Source organism: Caulobacter sp. 10L414, from assembly GCF_056395525.1.
Window position 1 is genome coordinate 100,623 of sequence record NZ_JBFTJR010000006.1, and the last position, 18,151, is coordinate 118,773.

Here is an 18,151-nt window from a genome sequence, read left to right on the forward strand (position 1 = left end):
CGGTGACGGAATGGGAAGACGACGCCTTCGTGCTGTCGGCGCGGGCGCACGGCGAGACCGGCGCCATCGTCGAACTGCTGACCCAGGACCGCGGCAAGTTCGTCGCCCACGTGGCCGGCGCGGCCTCGCGGCGCATGAAGCCGTTCCTGCAGGCGGGCGCACGGGTGATCGCCCGCTATCGCGCCCGGGTCGCCGATCAGCTGGGCTCGGCCCAGCTGGAGCCGATGGGCGAGGGGCCCTCGTCGCTGTTCGATGATCGCCTGGCGCTGGCCGGCCTGCAGTCGGCCGCCGCCGTCGCCGCCGGCGCCTTGCCCGAGCGCGAGCCGCATCCCGGCGCGTTCCTGGCCCTGGAGACCCTGATCCGGGTGCTGGAGATCCCCGACATCTGGCCGGCGGTCTATGTGCGCTACGAGGCGGGGCTGCTGCAGGACCTGGGCTTTGGCCTGGATCTCTCGAAGTGCGCGGCCACCGGGGATGTCGACGATCTGGTCTATGTCAGCCCGCGCACCGGGCGGGCGGTCAGCCGCAAGGCCGGCGCGCCCTATCACGACAAGCTGCTGCCGCTGCCGCCGTTTCTGCTGTCGTCGCAAGGCGGGCTGTCCGAGGGCGACGTGAAGGCCGGGCTCGACATCACCGGCCACTTCCTGGAGCAGTTCGTGTTCGGCCCGCTGAACCGCCCGCTGCCGCCGGCCCGCATGTGGCTGCTGGACCGGCTGGGCGAGGCGGGACGGCTGTAGCAGCCGCCCCGGCCAGTCCTAGAAGAACACCTTGCGCACGCTCAGCTTCACGCTGCGGCCGAGCGGATCGAGGTAGTCCTCCTGGTAGGTGATCGGCGTGCCGCCGGCGGCGTTGCGCACCTGCTGCTTCTCGTCGAACAGGTTGGTGACGCCGAAGGTCACCCGCGTGCCGCGCAGCACCGGATACTTGGCCACCAGCTCGCGGCGGGCGCCCAGGTTGGCGAACAGGCGCAGGTTCACCGTCGTCAGGTCCGAGAACTTCAGCGTGCCGGTCGTGCTGCCCGTCGTGCCGCCGGTCACCTCGGTGGCGCTGCGCCAGTTGGCCGTCAGGCGCATGCCCATGCCGTTCTTGGTCAGGCCCGCCTGGGCCTCGACCTCGTGGCGGGGCGAGCCGCCGCTGTTGCCCAGCGCATCGCCGTCCAGCAGGTCGAGCGGGGTTCCGCCGTCGGTGATGTAGATCCGGTCGCGCAGGCGGACGGTGTGGAAGAGGCCCAGCTGCAGGCGCGCCGCGCCGAAGCCGGGAGGCGGACCGCCAAAGCCGCCGCCGGGAGCGCGACCGCCGAAGCCGCCCGGACCGCCCGGACCGCCGAAACCGCCGCCGGGACCGCCCTGGTCGCCGCCCGGACGCGGTCCGTCGGACGGCGGCTGGGCGTTGTCGCCGCCGCTGCGCTGTTCGCCGCCCTGGCGCATGGCGCCTTGCAGCAGCTCCATGCCCGGAGGCTGGGCGCCTTCGGCCGTCTGGGTTTGTTGGCCCTGGGTCGCCTGGCCCTGGGGTGTCTGGCCTTGAGCCTGCTGACCGCCGGCCGCCTGGCCGTCCTGGCCGCGACGACCTTCGCCCCGGCCTTCGCCCTGGCCCTGGCGATCACGCCAGCGCTGCATTTCCTCGGGCGTGGGGGTCGGGCGCGGCGGCGTCTTGCCGATCTGGCGGTTGAAGTTGAGGCCCCAGCGGATCTGGTCGCTTTCGCGCTTGGCGAAGTTCACCGGTCGCGCGTCGATGCGGATCAGGCGGCCGATCGGGTCATCGACCGTCGGGTCCTCGCGGAAGAAGCGGTCGGGGAAGGCCGCCTCGGTGGCCGCCGTGGCGCTGGGGAACGACGAGATCGGATTGTCGGTGCGCGAGTGGGTGTAGTTGGCGTTGATCGACAGCCCCTCGACGACCGGCGGCTTGAGCGTGACGCCGACCCGCAGGACCTTCTTCTCCTCGGCCTTCAGGTCGGGGTTGCCGCCGCTGAGCCGGACGATCTGGACGCTTTCGCCGCGCACGTAGTCGAACACCTGCACGTCGGGCGTGGTGACCTGCGCGCCGCCCAGCTGCGACATGCTGGGCGCGTTTTCCTGGTTGTTCATCGAGACGATGAAGCTGACCGGCTTGATCGGCGACCAGTTGAGGCCATAGCCGATCGAGGTCAGCGTCCCGAAGTCCGACAGCTGGTTCACCGACAGGTTCAGGTTGGCCGACAGGTCGCCGGCCTGGGCCAGGAAGTTGTTCTTCCGGCTGGTGATCGGCACGTCGAAGCTGACCTGGGCGTTGGCCGTGCCGCGCGACAGGTCGACGCTGCTCTCGGTGGCGCCCGTGGCGGTGTTGCGGCGGGACCAGGAGTCCACCCAGGCGCCTTCGGCTCCCAGCTTGACGGTGGAGGAAATGTCGCCCGCCGGCAGCCGCTTGAGGGCGCCGTTCATCACCAGCTGGGTGTTGAGCGTGTCGCTGGTCGAGCTGGCGCGGTCCTTCAGGAAGTCGCCGGTCGGCAGGCCGGCGCGCGGATCGAAGGTGGGATCCAGGTCGTCCAGCCGGTCCTGCAGCTCGTCGACCCGGGGGGCGCGGTCGGTGCTGGTGCGGCTTTCGTCGTGGTCGTAGTTGCCGGTCAGGTTCCAGCGCCAGGACTTCATCGAGCCGTCCAGCGTGAAGCCGCCATGGGCGTTCCAGGACCGGTTCCACTGCTCCATCGCGCCCAGATCGGTCAGGTAGCGGTAGACCGCTTCCTCGTCGCCCGACAGTGAGAACGGGCTGGCGGCCGGCACGTCGAACTGCGCGCGGGCCAGGCCCGACAGCGACTGGCTCTGGTCGTAGGACAGGCTGCCGTTGACCGTGGCCGAGATCCCGTTCTCGAGCACGCGGTTGTAGACGGTGTTGAACGACAGGCTGTCGGTGCGCGGACGCAGGGTGCGGAAGGGCGTGACGTCGCCGACATAGTCGCTGCTGGCCGAGCGCGAGGTGATGTCGCGGTCGCTTTCGAGCAGCTTGTCGCTGTGGGCGTACTTGAAGGCGGTGTTCAGGCGGCCCTGGCGGTTGAGGCGCAGGGTGCTGGAATCGAATTGCTCGGTGGTCTGGCCGCCGTCGGTGGGCGCCGCCAGGCTGATCTCGCCGGTGCGGGCGCGGAAGCGCTGGCGCAGCACGACGTTGACCACCTTCTGGTCGGCCGAATAGCCGTACTTCAGCGCCACTTCCTCGGGCAGGACCTCGACGCGCTGGATGGCTTCGGTGGGGATGTCGCGGATCTCGCCCATGCCCGAGATGCGCCGGCCGTTCAGCAGCGTGACGGGGGCGGCGCCGCTGGCGCTGGTCGTCTGCGCCGCGAGCTCCGACAGCAGTTCGGTGACCGAGCTGACGCCGAGCGAGCGCACGTCGGCGGCGCTGAAGGTGGTTTCCGGCTGGATGTCGCCGATGACCGAGCCGTACTGGCGCTGGCCGGTGACGACGATGCCCTCGACCTCGGTGTCGATATCGGCGTCGGACGGGACCTGCTGGGCGGACGGGCGCGGGGTTTGGGCCGGTTGGGCCGTTTCCTGGGCGTACAGCATCGTCGGTGTGATGCAGCCCAGCAGGCCCGCCAGCAGGGCCATCTTCCTCGTCATTTCCTCATCCCCACGGCTCGAACCGAATCCCTCGATTGCAGCCTCTCTAACGCACCCAACCTCGACGTAGCCTGAACGAACTGGTTCAGGTTCGGTTTGGGTTCGTCGGCTAAGGATTGCGGATGCGCATCCTGTTGGTCGAAGACGACGCGCCGCTGGCCGAAAGCATCGCCCAGGCCCTGCGCGAAGAGCAGTTCGCGGTGGATATCGCCGCCGACGGAGAGACCGGCGCGCACCTGGGCGCCACCGAGACCTATGCCGCCGCCGTGCTGGACCTGGGCCTGCCCAAGCAGGACGGCCTGTCGGTGCTGCGCGGCTGGCGAGCCCAGAACCGGCCGCTGCCGGTGCTGATCCTTACCGCCCGCTATGGCTGGACCGAGAAGGTCGAGGGCTTCAAGGCCGGCGCCGACGACTATCTGACCAAGCCCTTCCGGGTGGAGGAACTGGTCATGCGCCTGCGGGCGCTGGTGCGCCGCTCCGCCGGGCATCACGGTCCGCGCATCGTCTGCGGCCGCCTGACCTTCGACGCCCAGATGGGCGGGTTCGAGTTCGACGGCATGCCGCTGAAGCTGACCAGCTTCGAGTGGCGGGTGCTGTCGTGCCTGATCCTGCGCAAGGAGGTGGTGGTCGAGCGGATGGACATCCTGGAGCAGGCCTATGAGGGCGACGCGGGCGGAGATTCCAACTCGCTGGAGGTCATCGTCGGCCGGCTGCGGCGCAAGATCGGCCATGAGATGATCGAGACCGTGCGCGGCCGCGGCTATCGCCTGACGGCGGGGGCGGCATGAGCGGCCCTCTGAACTCCATCCGCGCGCGGCTGCTGATCAGCGGCGTGCTGTTCACCATCGTGGCCGTGGTGCTGGCGGCCCTGAGCATCCGCCCGACGCTGGACCAGTTCGTTCGCCGCAACGTCGACGCCAGCCTGGAATCGCAGATCTCGGTGCTGGCCCGGGCGGTGAAGTCCGACGGCTCGCTCGACCAGGACCGCATCCAGTCGGTCGGCCCGTTCATCCGGCGCGGCGCGGGCTGGGCCTGGGTGGTCAAGGGACCGGCGGGCGTGCTGCGCTCTCAGACCGTGGCCGCGGTCGAACCCCGGCAGGGGGAGGGGCCGCCGCCCTGGCCCCGTCCTGACCGCGACCGCGACCGCGACCGTGATCGCATGCCCCAGCGCGAGATGCGTCCCGACAAGCCGCCGACCGCGCCGCTCAAGGAATCCCGCCGCTGGCGCTCGCGCAGCGGCTGGAACGAAAGCTTCTATTTCCGGACCCTGACGATCAGCACCAGCCGCGGGCCGGTCACCGTCACCGCCGGCGCGCCGCGATACATCCGCGACCGCATGCGCGACGAGGGCCTGCGGCCGCTGCTGCTGTCGCTGGGCGTGCTGGGCGTTGGTCTGCTGGCGGCGATGATCGGCCAGCTGGAGCTGGGCCTGCGGCCGCTGCGCAAGCTCGGCGCCTCGCTGGCGGCCGTGCGCGCGGGCGAGCAGCGCCGCATCGAGGGCAAGCAGCCTCGCGAACTCGACCCGGTGGTGGCCGAGCTCAACGCCCTGCTGGACCACAACGAGCAGGCGCTGGCCAAGGCGCGCAGCCATGTCTCGAACCTGGCCCATGGGCTGAAGACGCCGCTGGCCACGCTGGCCGTGCGGCTGGCCGAGCCGGGGCGCGATCCCGACGGCAGCCTGGCCAGCCTGATCGCCCAGATCGACGGGGCCATCGGCCATCACCTGGGCCGCGCCCGCGCCGCCTCGCCGGGGGCGCCGGGGCGTCCGGCCCTGCCGGTCCGCTCGCGCCTGGACGACCTGGTGGCGGCCCTGTCGCGCATCCACGCCGCCGCCGGCGTGCGGGCCGAACTCGACGTGGCCGAGGATCTTTATGTCGCCTGCGATCCGCAGGACTTCGACGAGATGACCGGCAACCTGCTCGACAACGCCTGGAAGTTCGCCGAGCGCACCGTGCGGGTCACCGGCCGCCGCGAGGGCGCGCGGGTGGTGCTCGACATCGACGACGACGGCCCGGGCCTGACCGACGAGGCCGCCGCCGCGGCCCTGGTGCCGGGCAGCCGCCTGGACGAGCGTGGCCAGGGGCACGGCTTTGGCCTGCCGATCGCCCTGGAACTGGCCGAACTGCACGACGGCGCGCTGACGCTGGGGCGGGCCCCGATCGGCGGTCTGCGCGTGACCCTGGCCCTGCCGGCCCGCAGCGCGGCCGAAGCCTGAGGAAACACGGCCGTTCCCAATGCCGTGATCGGTCGGGCAGGCGACAAACGGCGCCGCTCGGCGTGCTAGGGTCACGGCGAGGGCTGTGATGAAAACCTACACGTTCGTCTGCTTGGCCGGTAACCAGGTCGCCACCGCAGTCGATATCCAGGACCTGGCCGACAACGCCTACCGGCGTCATGCCTTGTCGCTGCTGCGTGATCACGCCAGCGCCGAGACGATCGAGGTGTGGCGCGACGAGGCGGTGATCGACCTCGTGGAGCGGGCAGGGGCCGTTCTGGGGGCGCCCGCGGCCGGATAAGCCGCAAAAACCCCGCCGCCGCCTCGAATCGAGCGCCGCATATCTGCTAGGCTGGCGGGCCGAAACGAATCTGACTGATGAACAAGCCCGTCCTTCCTCCCCCCGGCGGTCCCGGCGACGGCGACCGCATCCTCGAAGAGCCGCTGACCGAAGCGCTGTCCAAGCGCTATCTGGCCTATGCGCTGTCGACCATCGGCTCGCGGGCGCTGCCCGACGTCCGCGACGGCATGAAGCCGGTGCACCGTCGCGTGCTCTACGCCATGAGCAACATGCGCCTGAACCCCGAGGCCGCCGCGCGCAAGTGCGCCAAGGTGGTCGGCGAGGTGATGGGTAACTTCCACCCGCACGGCGACCAGTCGATCTACGACGCCCTGGTGCGCCTGGCCCAGGACTTCTCCCAGCGCATCCCGCTGGTCGAGGGGCAGGGCAACTTCGGCAACATCGACGGCGATAACGCCGCGGCCATGCGTTACACCGAATGCAAGATGACGGAGGCGGCGACGCTTCTGCTCGACGGCATCGACGAGGACGCGGTCGACTTCCGGCCCACCTACGACGGCCAGGACGAGGAGCCGGTCGTCCTGCCGTCGGGCTTCCCGAACCTGCTGGCCAACGGTTCGGCCGGCATCGCCGTGGGCATGGCCACCTCGATCCCGCCGCACAACCCGGCCGAACTGATCGACGCCTGCCTGCTGCTGCTGTCCAACCCCGAGGCGACGACCGCCGACATCCTCGAACGCGTGCCGGGGCCGGACTTCCCGACCGGCGGCGTCATCGTCGAGCCGGCCGCCTCCCTGCTGGAAACCTACGAGACCGGCCGTGGCGGCATCCGCACCCGCGCCAAGTGGGAGCGCGAAGAGACCGGCCGCGGCACCTATCAGATCGTCGTCACCGAGATCCCGTATCAGGTGAAGAAGTCTGATCTGGTCGAGCAGCTGGCCGACCTGATCGAGAGCAAGAAGGCCGCCCTCCTGGGCGACGTCCGCGACGAGAGCGCCGAGGACATCCGCCTCGTGCTCGAGCCGAAGTCCAAGAACGTCGAGCCTGAAGTGCTGATGGAGAGCCTGTTCAAGCTCTCGGCGCTGGAGAGCCGCTTCTCGGTCAACATCAACGTGCTGGACGCGCGCGGCACCCCCGGGGTGATGGGCATCAAGTCGGCGCTGATGGCGTTCCTGGCCCACCGCCGCGAGGTGCTGACCCGCCGGGCCCGCCACCGCCTGGCCAAGATCGAAGCCCGCCTGCACATCCTGGACGGCCTGCTGATCGCCTACCTCAATCTGGACGAGGTGATCCGCATCGTCCGCTACGAGGACAAGCCGAAGGAAAAGCTGATGGCGGCCTTCGCCCTCAGCGACATCCAGGCCGACGCCATCCTCAACACCCGCCTGCGCCAACTGGCCAAGCTGGAGGAGATGGAGATCCGCCGCGAGCACGCCGAACTGGTGGAAGAGCGCGACGGCATCCTGGCCATGCTGGCCAGCGACAAGAAGCAGTGGGACCTGGTGGGCACGGGCCTGCGCCAGGTTCGCGCCTCCCTGATCAAGATCAAGCACCCGCTGGACAAGCCGCGCCCGACGGGCGTGACCGGCCGCTCGGTCTTCGACGTGGCTCCGGTGGTCGACGCCGACGCCGCCATCGAGGCGATGATCGTGCGCGAGCCGATCACCATCATCCTGTCCGAGCGCGGCTGGATCCGCGCAGCCAAGGGCAAGATCGACGATCCGTCCGAACTGAAGTTCAAGGAAGGCGACAAGCTGGGCTTCCTGGTCCCGGCCGAGACCACCGACAAGCTCCTGCTGTTCACCTCGGACGGCCGGTTCTTCACGCTGGGCTGCGCCAACCTGCCGTCGGCGCGCGGTCACGGCGAGCCGGTGCGGATGATGATCGAGCTCGACGACAAGGTGAAGATCATCGACGTCTTCCCGTTCAAGGCGGGCCGCAAGCGTATCCTGGCCTCCAAGCAGGGCTACGGCTTCCTGCTGCCGGAGGAGGAGGCCCTGGCCAACCGCAAGGCGGGCAAGCAGGTGCTGACCGTCGACGCCGCCGGCGCGGCCTTCTGCCTGGAAGCCGTCGGCGACCAGCTGGCCGTGGTGGGCGACAACGGCAAGATCCTGATCTTCCCGCTGGAAGAGCTGCCGGAGATGCCGCGCGGCAAGGGCGTGAAACTGCAGGCCTACCGTGAGGGCGGCCTGCGCGACGGCCTGTCGTTCAACGCCGAGACCGGCGCCTACTGGATCGACACGGCGCTGCGTCGCCGCGAATGGACCGACTGGCAGACCTTTGTCGGCCGTCGCGCCGGCGCGGGCAAGCTGGCGCCCAAGGGCTTCCCGACCCAGAAGCGCTTCCGTCCCAAGTGATGTGATATGGCGAGAGCCGGCGTCTTCGGCGCCATGCTCTCGCCAACCCTCTGAGAGATAAGTCGACTTATGAGCTTGTGGCGCAAGTCCGTCGGGGCCCTGGCCGGGTTCCTGGGCCTGACCGCCGCCCATCCGGGCGTGGCGAGCGCCTTGCCGCGCGCCAAGCCCGAGGCGGTGGGGTTCTCGTCCGAGAAGCTCAAGCGCGTGGACGAGACCATGCAGCGCCTGGTCGACCAGGGCCAGATCGCCGGCGGCGTCACGCTGCTGGCCCGCCACGGCAAGGTCGTCAGCCAGACCACCTACGGCAAGCGCGCCCTCGATCAGCCCGAGGCGATGCCGGCCGACGCGATCTTCCGCATCCGTTCGGAGACCAAGCCGGTCACGGGCGTGGCCATGCTGATCCTCTATGACGAGGGCCGCTGGAAGCTCGACGATCCGATCACCAAGTTCATTCCGGAGTTCGAGAACCTGCGCGTCGCCAATGGCGTCGACGCCTCGGGCCGTCCGATCCTGTCGCCGATCAGCCGCCCGCCGACCATGCGCGAGCTGATGACCCACACGGCCGGCTTCGCCTACGGCATCGCCGACGATCCGGGCAGCCAGGCCGACCAGGCCTATTACCGGGCGGGCGTGCTGCAGTCGGACTCGCTGTTTTCGATGGTGCAGAAGATCGCCGGCCTGCCGATGTATTCCGAGCCCGGCAAGCTGTGGCGCTACAGCGTGGCGGCCGATATCCAGGGCTTGATCATCGAGCGCCTGTCGGGCCAGGCCCTGCCTGTGTTCATGCAGCAGCGGATCTTCAAGCCGCTGAAGATGAAGGACACCGCCTTCTGGGTTCCGGCCGACAAGGCCGCGCGCCTGGCGGCGATCTACGACGCCGATCCGGTCACCGGAAAGCTCATGCCCGCCGTCGAGGGCGGCTGGCGAGACGTCACCCGGCCGCCCCCGGCGCCGTCCGGCGGCGGCGGCCTTTTGTCGACCGCCGGGGACTTCGCCCGCTTCGCCCAGATGATCCTCAACGGCGGCGACCTCGACGGGGTGCGCATCCTCGAGCCGGAGACGGTGGCGATGATGCGGCTCAACCACCTGCCGCCCAGCTTCCAGGTCACCACCGACGGCACGTCCGGCGTGCTCAAGCCTGGCCAGCAGAAGGCGTTCCCCTTCGCGCTGGGCATGGGCTACGGCATCGACGTGGCGGTGGCCGTCGACCCGGCCGCCTCGGGCGCGCCGGTCGGCCCCGGCACGATCAGCTGGGGCGGCAGCGCCGGCACCTGGTTCTGGATCGATCCGGCCAACGACCTCTTTTTCGTCGGCATGATCCAGCGCCTGGGCGGGGTGGGGCCCGGCCTCGACGCCGAGACCCGCAAGTGGGTCTACCAGGCCCTGGAAAAGCCGCCCGTCCGCCAGGCCGCCAACACGCCTCCGCACGGCGCGCCCACGCCCGCCAAGGGCGGTTCCAGCGGCCGCGCGCCCTCCATCCGCTGAGGCTTTCGGCCCAAGCGCTTGGATTTTCCGTCTTTCCTCGCTATCACGCCCGCCTCGGCGGGCCGTCCCGCCCCAAGATCTCGAAAGCCGACCCGATGAGCGATACGCCTCCCGACCGCCTGTCCGCCAATCCCGACAGCCCCTACTACAACGCCGAGGCGCTCGAGCGCGGCGTCGGCATCCGCTTCAAGGGCGTCGAGAAGACCAATGTCGACGAGTACTGCGTCAGCGAAGGCTGGGTGCGCGTGACCGCCGGCAAGACCGTCGACCGCAAGGGCAACGCCATGACCATCAAGCTGCAAGGCGAGGTCGTGCCGTACTTCCGCGACGCCGAAACCTCGGCCGAGTAGTCCGCGCGTGAGCGATCCCGACCTGCAGGCCATGGCCGACGACGAACTGTCGCGCGCCATGACCCTGTCCTGGCGTGAACTGTCGAAGGTGATTCCCTGGGGAGACACCTTCGACGGCATCTCGCCCGCCGGCCGCAACGTCGAGGTCGAGCGCAACTACCTGTGGGCCGGCCAGGAAGGCGGCGACATCCTGTGCGAGGTCGCCGTCTATGGCGGCGAGAGCCGCTACGACCAGGGCGCCCGCGCCCGCGGCGTGATTTCCCGCCGCTGATCCCAACCTTGGCCGTGCAAGCGTCGCGCGCATGCGTTAACCATAACGCTGCTCGTCGAACGGCGCATGCGGGAGGGGTGGGGTGTATCAATCCGAGTTTCCGGTCGAGACGCCGGTGCCGATCTTCGATCCGACCCTGCTGGCGGGCATCGCGCTGATCACCCTGGCCGTCGCGGCCCTGGCCTTCTGCGCGGGACGCTTCACCGGCCGCAAGGGCAGGGACGAGCGCTGGCGCGACGTGCCCAAGACCATCCACAAGGCCATCCTGGCCCGCTGCGTGGCCGCCACCAGCGCGCCGACGGGCGAGCTGCTGCGCCGCGCCGAGGAACTGGTGGCCGAGGTCGAGGCCCGGGTTGGGGCGCTGATCGAATTCGCCGCCTGCGGCAAGGCGCTCAAGAGCCTGGAGAAGGCGTGCCTGGGCCAGTTCCCCAAGCCCGAGACCAAGCCGGAGCCGAAGGTCTCCAAGCCCTGCACCTGCGGCCATGGGGCCAAGGAGGAGGGCAAGCACGGCCACGAGGCCGAGCCCGCGCCTTCGCCCGCCTGCAAGGCGCCCGCGCCCTGCCAGTGCGTGATCTGCTGCGTGCCGGTCAGCGTGGGCGGCCTGGCCCTGGCTTCGCCGCAGGTGAAGATCAGCAGCAAGCAGACCGTCATCGTCAACGCCAACTGCGCGCCGGCCGCGGCGCCGGCGGCTAAGCCCCACGCCTGCACCTGCGGCGCGAAGCCCCAGGACAAGGGCTGTGAGGACAAGGCCGACGACAAGGCCGAGCCGCCGCTGGAGTGGACCGAGCACATGCGCCGCCTGCGCCTGGCGGTGGTCGAGTTCGCCGACGTCTGGAACAGCCCCGACAACCTGCGCCTGCTGGAACGCTGCCAGAGGCAGCTGACCCACACCGAGCCGGCCCCGAAGTCGGGTCACGACCACGGCGAGGCGCACGGCGGCCACTAAAGGCGCCGCTTGGTTGGGCGCGGTTAGGTGCGTATGCTCATGCGACGGGCGAAACGCCCGCTTTCCGCCACGGTCCGGGGCGGGTGATTGAGAGCGTTTCCATCGCGGCGCCAGATCGAAGGGCGCTCGCGGTGGGTTGCCAGGGCGTGATTCGGCGTAGAGACGGCTCCGTCTTCGCGGGCCGCGGGCCGGAGCAGGAGGAAAGGAACAGGCATGGCCGCGACGGTCTCATCTCTGACGCCGGGTTCACCGGACGCCGCCAGTGAACAGCTGTCGCTTTCGGATTACGTGCCCTATCGCCTGGCGACGGCCTCCAGCGCCGTCAGCCGCCTGATCGCCCGGGCCTATGAAGACCGCTTCGGCCTGTCGATCCCGCAGTGGCGCCTGATGTCGATCCTGATCGAGGGGCCGCTGACCCAGCATCAGGCCGTCGCCCGCACCGCGATGGACAAGGTGCGCGTCAGCCGCGCCGCCCAGGACCTGGTCGAGCGCCGGCTGGTGGCGCGGATCACCAACCGCACCGACCGCCGCTCGCACACGCTGGAGCTCACCGCCGCCGGCCGCCGGCTGTTCGCCGAGATCCGGCCGTTGGCCCTGGCCTACGAGGCCGCGCTGCTGGCGGGCCTGGCGCCTGGCGAGGTGGCGACCCTCAAGCGCCTGATGGGCCGCCTGGAAGCCGCCGCCGTCCAGCTCTACGGGGCCGACGCCCCGCCGGAAGTGGCTCCGGTCTCCGAGGACTGATCTCCCGAAAGCCGAGCCTCATACGCCCCGCGGGCGATGGCTCGGGCCAGGGTGTCGGCCGCGGCCGAGCCCAGTTTCGCCAGGGCGATGGCGCGCCCCGGACCCTCGCCCAGGGTCTGCGCGCCCGAGGCCAGGGCGAACACAACGTCGCCGTCGAAGGGCGTGTGCACTGGCCGTATGGCCCGCGCCAGGCCGTCCTGGGCCATCATCGCAAGGCGGGTGCACTCGGCCGTCGTCAGGTCGGCGGTGACCGCCACCACGGCCAGGGTGGTGTTGGCGCCGGCCTGCAGGCGCCCCAGCGCCGCCAGCTTGGAATCCTCGGGGATAGGCTCGACCTCGACCGGCGCGTCGGGGGCGGGGCGCAGGCCGCCGAACTCGCCGTCGATCTCCCAGGGCCAGGCCCAGAAGGTCTCGCCGTCGGCCATCCGCACCGAGCCCACCGGATTGACCGCCGCCAGCGCGCCGACCACCAGGCCGTCGCCCAGGTCGAGGGAGGCGCTGCCGATCCCGCCCTTGGCCAGGCCCGCCATGGCGCCCAGGCCCGCGCCGAATGCGCCGAGGGCGAAGTCCTTGTCGGCCGCGGCGGCGGCCTCGATGCCCAGCCAGCGATAGGGCGGGTCCAAGCCCCAGTCCTTGTCGCCGCCGTTGCCCAGGTCGTGCAGCACCGCGGCCGGCACGATCGGGATGGCCGGCGAGGTCGGCGCCAGGCGGATGCCGCGCCCTGCGGCCGATAAAGCCGCCACGATGCCGTCGGCCGCACCCAGCCCGAACACCGAGCCGCCCGACAGGCAGATGGCGTGAGCCTTGCTGAAGTTGTTCTCGGGCCGCAGCACGTCGATCTCGCGCGTGCCCGGACCGCCGCCGCGCACGTCGACCCCGGCGGTCCAGGCGTCGGGGCAGAGCAGGGCGGTGACGCCCGAGGCCACGGCCTCGTCCTGGGCGTGGCCGACCAGCAGGCCCTCGACGTCGGTGATCAGGTTGCGGGGGCCGGGACGGGGCATGGCGGGGCCTTCTTCTACGACGCCTTCCTAGATATGTGTCATCCCAGCCTTAGCGAAGGGTAGCGCGGGTCAGACCGCCCGCGCGTAGCTCAGCCGGCACACCGTCCAGCCGTCCACCCGCGCCATGGTGAAGGCGCCGCCCAGTTGGCGAGCCATGGCGTGGACGATGCGCAGGCCAAGGCTGGGCGAGGCGGCCGGTTCGAACCCGGCCGGCGGGCCCGCGCCGTTGTCACGGATGGTCAGCACGTGGCTGTCGCCTTCCTGGGCCAGGGCCACGACGATGCGGCCGTCGGTCCCGCTGGTGAAGGCGTGCTCCAGGGCGTTGTTGAAGCACTCGAGCATGACCAGGGTCACGGGCGTGGCCTGCTCGGGATGCAGCGGGTCGTCGCCGCCCTCGACGCGGACGGCGTGGCGGACGCCGAAGGCCTGGCCCGCGTCGTCCAGCAGGGCCTCGGCGAAGGCCCTGAACGAGGTCGGCTCGCCGGTCTGGTCGTGCAGCTGGCGCTGGATCTTGGCGATGGTCTCGATGCGGCCGCCGGCCTCGACCAGGGCGTGGCGGGCGTCCTCGTCCTTCATGCCCGACGACTGCAGGCGCAGCAGGGCGCCGACCATCTGCAGGTTGTTGCTCACCCGGTGGTGCATTTCGCGATAGAGCAGGTCGCGGCTGCGGGCCAGTTCCGCCTGGGCCTCGCGTTCCTGGGCCAGGTTGCGCATGGCCTTGCGCATGCCGTCGATGAAGAAGATGTCGACCGCCGCCACGAAGACGTAGAACGTGATCGCCACCGTCGTGGCGAAGTCGACGTGGAAGCTGTTGTACGGCGGGATGAAGAAGTACCAGGCGCACAGGCCCGACAGCGCCGCGCACAGGATGCCCGGACCGCGCCCCGCGAAATAGGCGGTCAGCACGATGGCCGGGAAGAAGGTCAGGTACGGAAAGCCCGGCGGGAACCAGTTGTTGAGCGCCAGGCGCACGCCGAAGGCTCCGCCCGCGGCGGCGGCCGCCAGGGCGTAGCCCCACGCGGCAGGAAGAGGCGTGCTCGCCCGCGACATGATCTTCGAAGAGCCCCGACTCGTCCGGCGTCGAACGCTCCGCCGCCGAGGGGAGAATATTTCCTAAAAAGACTTTCGGGTCACGGCAAATCCCCGTGTTCGCTCCGGATACGGAAAAGCCCGCCCGTCTCGCGACAGGCGGGCTTCCCAAGTCATCCTCGGGTGGAGGATCAGAACCGCTTGGAGATGTTCATGTACCAGTAGCGGCCGGTCGAGTTGTGCAGGGCGCCCGAGTAGCCGAAGTTGCTCGAGGTGACCGGCGGATCCTTGTCGGCGACGTTGCGAACGCCGACCCGCAGGGTCGAGCCGTCGAACTGGCCGCTCTGGAACGCGTACTGGCCGTACAGGCTGACCGTGGTCCAGTCCGAGATCGGGAAGTAYTGGCCGTCCACCTGGGCGGGACCGGTGTCGTAGGTCTCGCCCACATAGTTGAYGAACGCGCCCGCGCCCCAGCCGTCCTTGCGCCAGGTGAAGCTGGCGGTGCCGCGGAATTCCGGGAAGCCGTCCATCTTGATCTGGCTGCCGGCCGACGAGACCGTCAGGCCCGCAAGCGCGCCGCTTTCGATGGCCTGTTGCAGGATCTGCTCGATCGGGCTGGCCGACTGGTCGTACTTGGTCAGCTTGGCCACGTTCAGGTTGAAGCCGAAGTCGCCCCAGGGGGTGTCGTCCAGGTCATAGGCCAGCGAGAAGTCGACGCCCTGAACCACGCGCGGTTGCAGGTTCATGTAGGTGTCGCTGATGTAGGCGATGGCGCCGACGGTGTTGGTGCCGACCGGGTCGTCACGCACGACGTTGGGGTTGTAGCTGCCTTGCTGGCGCAGCAGCAGGTCGTAGGCGATCTGGTTATAGCCGCCCAGGATGCCGATGACGTTCTTTTCCCGGATCGACCAGAAGTCGGTCGTCAGGGTCAGGCGGCCGTACTCGATCGGGATGAACTTCGGCTGGTAGACGAAGCCGATCGAGGCGTTGTCGGCGTCTTCCGGCTTCAGGTCCTTGTTGCCCTGGCGCACTTCCAGCGTCGAGGTGCTGGCGCAGGTCGTGGCCGTCGGGTTGTTGATCCGGCAGAAGGCGTAGTCGGGACGGCCGTTCGAGACGGTCGAGCCTTCGCTGTAGAACTGCGGCAGGTTCGGCGCGCGGAAACTCTGCGACACCGAGGTGCGGAACGACAGGCCCTGGCCGACCTTCCAGAGCAGGGCGCCCTTCGGCTTCAGCACGTTGCCGAAGTCGGAATAGTACTCGTCGCGGGCGGCCAGCTGCAGGGTCACTTCCTCGACGAACGGGATGTTCATCTCGGGCGAGATGATCGGCACGGCCAGTTCGGCGAAGGCCGAGCTGATGACGCGGTCGCCCTTGATGTCCGGCGAGCCGGAGGCCCCCAGGACGTCGCTGTTGTAGGTCACGCCGGTGACGCTGTTGGTGTAGGTGGTCGTGCCGTCCAGGCGGTCGTCACGATCGTCCTTGTAGGTCTCGCGGCGCAATTCGACGCCCGAGGCGAAGCCGACGTCGCCGCCCGGCAGGGTGAAGAGGTCCTTCTTGGAGACCTTGAAGTCCCACATCGCCAGCGAGGTCTCGCTGATGCGGTAGACGTCGATCAGGAACGAGTTGATCGTCGCCTGGCTGTTGCCGGTGGCGTCGTCGCCCGACCAGTTGGTCAGCGAGCCGCCGTTGAACGGATTGTAGGCGCTGGAGTCCGTACGGTTCAGGGCCTGCTGGAAGAGCGTGTTGCTGATGGCGTTGTGGGTCTTGTCCTTCGTCCGGGCGAACGAATAGAGACCCGCCGACTCCCACTTCCAGCCTTCGCCGAACGTGCCCTTCAGGCCGCCCAGCAGGCGATAGCTGTCGTCGGTGACGGTGTAGGTGCGCGGACCCGCATCGACCGGACGATAGGTGGTGATGTTCATCGCCACGCCCGAGGCGCCCACGCCGGTCAGGCCCGACAGGCGGTTGGGGTTGGCGCTGCCGTCGGCCAGGGTGGTGGCGCCGAAGGGGTTCCAGTAGGCGTTGGCCGCGATGCTGATCGGGGCCGACGAGATCGGGGCCGACTGCTCGCGCTGGCCGGTGAACAGGGCGTGGTAGTAGCCGGCTTCACCGAAGAAGGTCATGCCGTTGTCGAGGTCGCGCTCGACGGTGCTGAACAGGTTGGTGCGCTCCAGGCCGCCCTTGAGGGTCCGCTGGGGGTTCTCGTCATAGCGCAGGTCGCGGTCGGCGGCGCCGGTGATGGTGCCCGACTTGATGCAGAGGCTGCCGGCCAGGACGGCGCTGCTGCAGCCGGCGGCGGTGTTGGCGGTCGGCTCGATGTGGAACACGCCCGAGGTGGTCAGGGCCACGCCGTTCTGGCGGGGCGCGGTCGACGACGGGATCAGCGTGAACGAACCCCAGGGGCTGGAGGTCGAGCGGTTGTCGAAGCTGGTGCTGCCGGCCCAGGGGGTGTCGGCGATCTGGCTACGGTGATCTTCGCTGGCGGCGTAGTCGCGCTCGGTCGCCATCATGCGGCTGTGGGCGGTGTACGAACCGAAGAAGGTCAGGCGCGTGCCGTCTTCCAGGCGCGTGCCGGCCTTCAGGTTGACGGTGCCTTCGCGATAGCCGGTGCCTTCCGAGCCGCCGACCTGGGCTTCGACGCGCAGGCCCTGGAACTTGGTGTCGAGCACGGTGTTGACCACGCCGGCCACGGCGTCCGAGCCGTAGAGGGCGCCGGCGCCGTCGCGCAGCACTTCGACGCGTTTGACGCCGGCCACGGGCAGGGCGTTGGTGTTGACGGTCTGCACCGGCACCAGGTTCTCGGTCTGGGTGCCCGGGTGCAGCACGGCGCGGCGACCGTTCAGCAGGGCCAGGGTGTTGCCGGTGCCGAGGCTGCGCAGGTTCAGCGACGAGACGTCGCCGCGGGCGTCGTTCAGGTTGCCGGTGGTGCGGGCTTCCTGGAACTGCACGTCGCCGGCCTGCGGGATCGAGCGGAACAGCTCGTCGCCCGACACGGCGCCGGTGGCGATGATGTCCTTCTCGGTCACGACCGAGACGGGGAGGGCTTCGGTGGTGCGGGCGCCTTCGATCTGGCTGCCGACCACGATGATGGCTTCGACTTCGGCGACTTGTTCGGAAGCCGCTTCAGTCGCGGCGGCTTCCGACTGGGGGCGGGCGGCCGGCGCGGCGCGCAGGGTGATGGTCTTGCCGTCGTCGGAGGCGACGACCAGGCCGGCGGCGTCGGCCAGGCGCTTCAGCGCCTCGGCGTCCGACAGGTCGCCGGTGACGGCCGGGGTCTTGCGGCCGGTGGCGGCCTCGTACGGGAACAGTACCTGCTTGCCGGTCTGCTTGGCGTAGGTCTGCAGCGCCGACACCGCGTCCTGCGGCGGGATGTTGAAGGTGTGGCGCGCGCCCTGGGCGGCGGCCTGGCCCGCGATCGTCAGGACGGCGGCGGACGCCAGCAGCAAGCCGCGGACGGCCCGGCGACGTTGGTTCGTACGCATGGACAAGTTCGAAAGACCCCTTTGTCCGCCGCGCCCCCTCGACGCGACGTTCTTATGGCCTTCGACGGGGGACCGTGGGGAAACCTCCAGTCGCCGACCGAAATTTTGTGGCGGCGGTGTGACGAGTGTGGCCTCGGCGCCACGTTGTTGGGAACCTCCCCCTGTGGGGGAGGCGGCCGAAGGCCGGTGGGGGGCCGGTTTCAGCTTTCGAGGCGGCGGGTGAGTTCGCAGTCACTCCCCCCACCGATCGCTGCGCGATCGCCTCCCCCACGGGGGGAGGTTCCTTGTGGGTTGGGATCTTAACGCCGGCGCTAACCCCCTCCGGCCCTCCGGGCCACCTCCCCCCGAGGGGGAGGATCTATTGGCGCCGGCGCTCTTCGAGA

At 69.9% G+C, this 18,151-nt stretch carries 14 protein-coding genes; 10 read left to right on the forward strand and 4 right to left on the reverse strand.

Annotated elements, in window-relative coordinates:
* Positions 1–2: 2 nt before the first annotated feature.
* On the forward strand, positions 3–737 hold the full coding sequence (gene recO, locus AC1DCG_RS03860; RefSeq protein ID WP_477029500.1) for a DNA repair protein RecO: 735 nt from the start codon (positions 3–5) through the stop codon (positions 735–737).
* An 18-nt stretch (positions 738–755) separates the two neighbouring features.
* Here the strand turns inward: recO and AC1DCG_RS03865 are convergent, their stop codons facing one another.
* Positions 756–3,590, reverse strand: coding sequence for a TonB-dependent receptor (locus AC1DCG_RS03865; RefSeq protein ID WP_477036737.1), 2,835 nt, complete (start codon positions 3,588–3,590; stop codon positions 756–758).
* Positions 3,591–3,712: 122 nt separating this feature from the next.
* Between AC1DCG_RS03865 and AC1DCG_RS03870 the strand changes: the two genes are divergently transcribed.
* The 9 genes from AC1DCG_RS03870 (at position 3,713) to AC1DCG_RS03910 (ending at position 12,256) form a co-directional block, all read left to right on the forward strand.
* Positions 3,713–4,378 (forward strand): response regulator transcription factor, encoded by a 666-nt coding sequence (locus AC1DCG_RS03870; protein WP_058350497.1) that lies wholly within the window; start codon positions 3,713–3,715, stop codon positions 4,376–4,378.
* Complete coding sequence (locus AC1DCG_RS03875) at positions 4,375–5,805, forward strand: ATP-binding protein (protein ID WP_477029503.1); 1,431 nt, start codon at positions 4,375–4,377, stop codon at positions 5,803–5,805. The genes AC1DCG_RS03870 and AC1DCG_RS03875 overlap by 4 nt, the downstream gene beginning before the upstream one ends.
* Before the next feature lie 88 nt (positions 5,806–5,893).
* A complete protein-coding gene (locus AC1DCG_RS03880; RefSeq protein WP_165259517.1) occupies positions 5,894–6,106 on the forward strand; it encodes a hypothetical protein in 213 nt (70 codons plus the stop codon).
* A 77-nt stretch (positions 6,107–6,183) separates the two neighbouring features.
* A complete protein-coding gene (parC, locus tag AC1DCG_RS03885) occupies positions 6,184–8,463 on the forward strand; it encodes a DNA topoisomerase IV subunit A (protein ID WP_165259519.1) in 2,280 nt (759 codons plus the stop codon).
* 69 nt (positions 8,464–8,532) lie between these two features.
* The gene (locus AC1DCG_RS03890) at positions 8,533–9,948 is read left to right on the forward strand and encodes a serine hydrolase domain-containing protein (RefSeq protein WP_477036738.1); all 1,416 of its coding nucleotides are present in this window, start codon (positions 8,533–8,535) and stop codon (positions 9,946–9,948) included.
* A gap of 95 nt (positions 9,949–10,043) precedes the next feature.
* Positions 10,044–10,298: a DUF3297 family protein gene (locus AC1DCG_RS03895; RefSeq protein WP_165259523.1), complete on the forward strand. Its 255-nt coding sequence runs from the start codon at positions 10,044–10,046 to the stop codon at positions 10,296–10,298.
* 31 nt (positions 10,299–10,329) lie between these two features.
* A complete protein-coding gene (locus AC1DCG_RS03900) occupies positions 10,330–10,569 on the forward strand; it encodes a hypothetical protein (protein WP_477029512.1) in 240 nt (79 codons plus the stop codon).
* A gap of 82 nt (positions 10,570–10,651) precedes the next feature.
* Positions 10,652–11,515, forward strand: a complete 864-nt coding sequence (locus tag AC1DCG_RS03905; protein WP_477029505.1) for a hypothetical protein — start codon at positions 10,652–10,654, stop codon at positions 11,513–11,515.
* Between the two features lie 213 nt (positions 11,516–11,728).
* Positions 11,729–12,256: a MarR family winged helix-turn-helix transcriptional regulator gene (locus AC1DCG_RS03910; protein WP_165259527.1), complete on the forward strand. Its 528-nt coding sequence runs from the start codon at positions 11,729–11,731 to the stop codon at positions 12,254–12,256.
* Here the strand turns inward: AC1DCG_RS03910 and AC1DCG_RS03915 are convergent.
* The 3 genes from AC1DCG_RS03915 to AC1DCG_RS03925 all read right to left on the reverse strand — a co-directional run bounded on the left by AC1DCG_RS03915 (position 12,208) and on the right by AC1DCG_RS03925 (position 17,768).
* Positions 12,208–13,257 carry a P1 family peptidase gene (locus AC1DCG_RS03915; protein ID WP_477029506.1) on the reverse strand — a complete coding sequence of 350 codons (1,050 nt, stop codon included), beginning with the start codon at positions 13,255–13,257 and terminating at the stop codon, positions 12,208–12,210. The two genes, AC1DCG_RS03910 and AC1DCG_RS03915, sit on opposite strands and share 49 nt — an antisense overlap.
* A 69-nt stretch (positions 13,258–13,326) precedes the next feature.
* Entirely contained in the window at positions 13,327–14,307 is a 981-nt protein-coding gene (locus tag AC1DCG_RS03920; protein WP_477029507.1) for a sensor histidine kinase, read from the reverse strand.
* 170 nt (positions 14,308–14,477) lie between these two features.
* A complete protein-coding gene (locus AC1DCG_RS03925; protein WP_477041384.1) occupies positions 14,478–17,768 on the reverse strand; it encodes a TonB-dependent receptor in 3,291 nt (1,096 codons plus the stop codon).
* Positions 17,769–18,151: the final 383 nt, after the last annotated feature.

Coding starts and splice junctions, on each gene's coding strand:
- AC1DCG_RS03865 (WP_477036737.1), bottom strand. CDS start 3,590: ATGACGAGGAAGATGGCCCTGCTGGCGGGCCTGCTGGGCTGCATCACA.
- AC1DCG_RS03870 (WP_058350497.1), top strand. CDS start 3,713: ATGCGCATCCTGTTGGTCGAAGACGACGCGCCGCTGGCCGAAAGCATC.
- AC1DCG_RS03875 (WP_477029503.1), top strand. CDS start 4,375: ATGAGCGGCCCTCTGAACTCCATCCGCGCGCGGCTGCTGATCAGCGGC.
- AC1DCG_RS03880 (WP_165259517.1), top strand. CDS start 5,894: ATGAAAACCTACACGTTCGTCTGCTTGGCCGGTAACCAGGTCGCCACC.
- parC (WP_165259519.1), top strand. CDS start 6,184: ATGAACAAGCCCGTCCTTCCTCCCCCCGGCGGTCCCGGCGACGGCGAC.
- AC1DCG_RS03890 (WP_477036738.1), top strand. CDS start 8,533: ATGAGCTTGTGGCGCAAGTCCGTCGGGGCCCTGGCCGGGTTCCTGGGC.
- AC1DCG_RS03895 (WP_165259523.1), top strand. CDS start 10,044: ATGAGCGATACGCCTCCCGACCGCCTGTCCGCCAATCCCGACAGCCCC.
- AC1DCG_RS03900 (WP_477029512.1), top strand. CDS start 10,330: ATGGCCGACGACGAACTGTCGCGCGCCATGACCCTGTCCTGGCGTGAA.
- AC1DCG_RS03910 (WP_165259527.1), top strand. CDS start 11,729: ATGGCCGCGACGGTCTCATCTCTGACGCCGGGTTCACCGGACGCCGCC.
- AC1DCG_RS03915 (WP_477029506.1), bottom strand. CDS start 13,257: ATGCCCCGTCCCGGCCCCCGCAACCTGATCACCGACGTCGAGGGCCTG.
- AC1DCG_RS03920 (WP_477029507.1), bottom strand. CDS start 14,307: ATGTCGCGGGCGAGCACGCCTCTTCCTGCCGCGTGGGGCTACGCCCTG.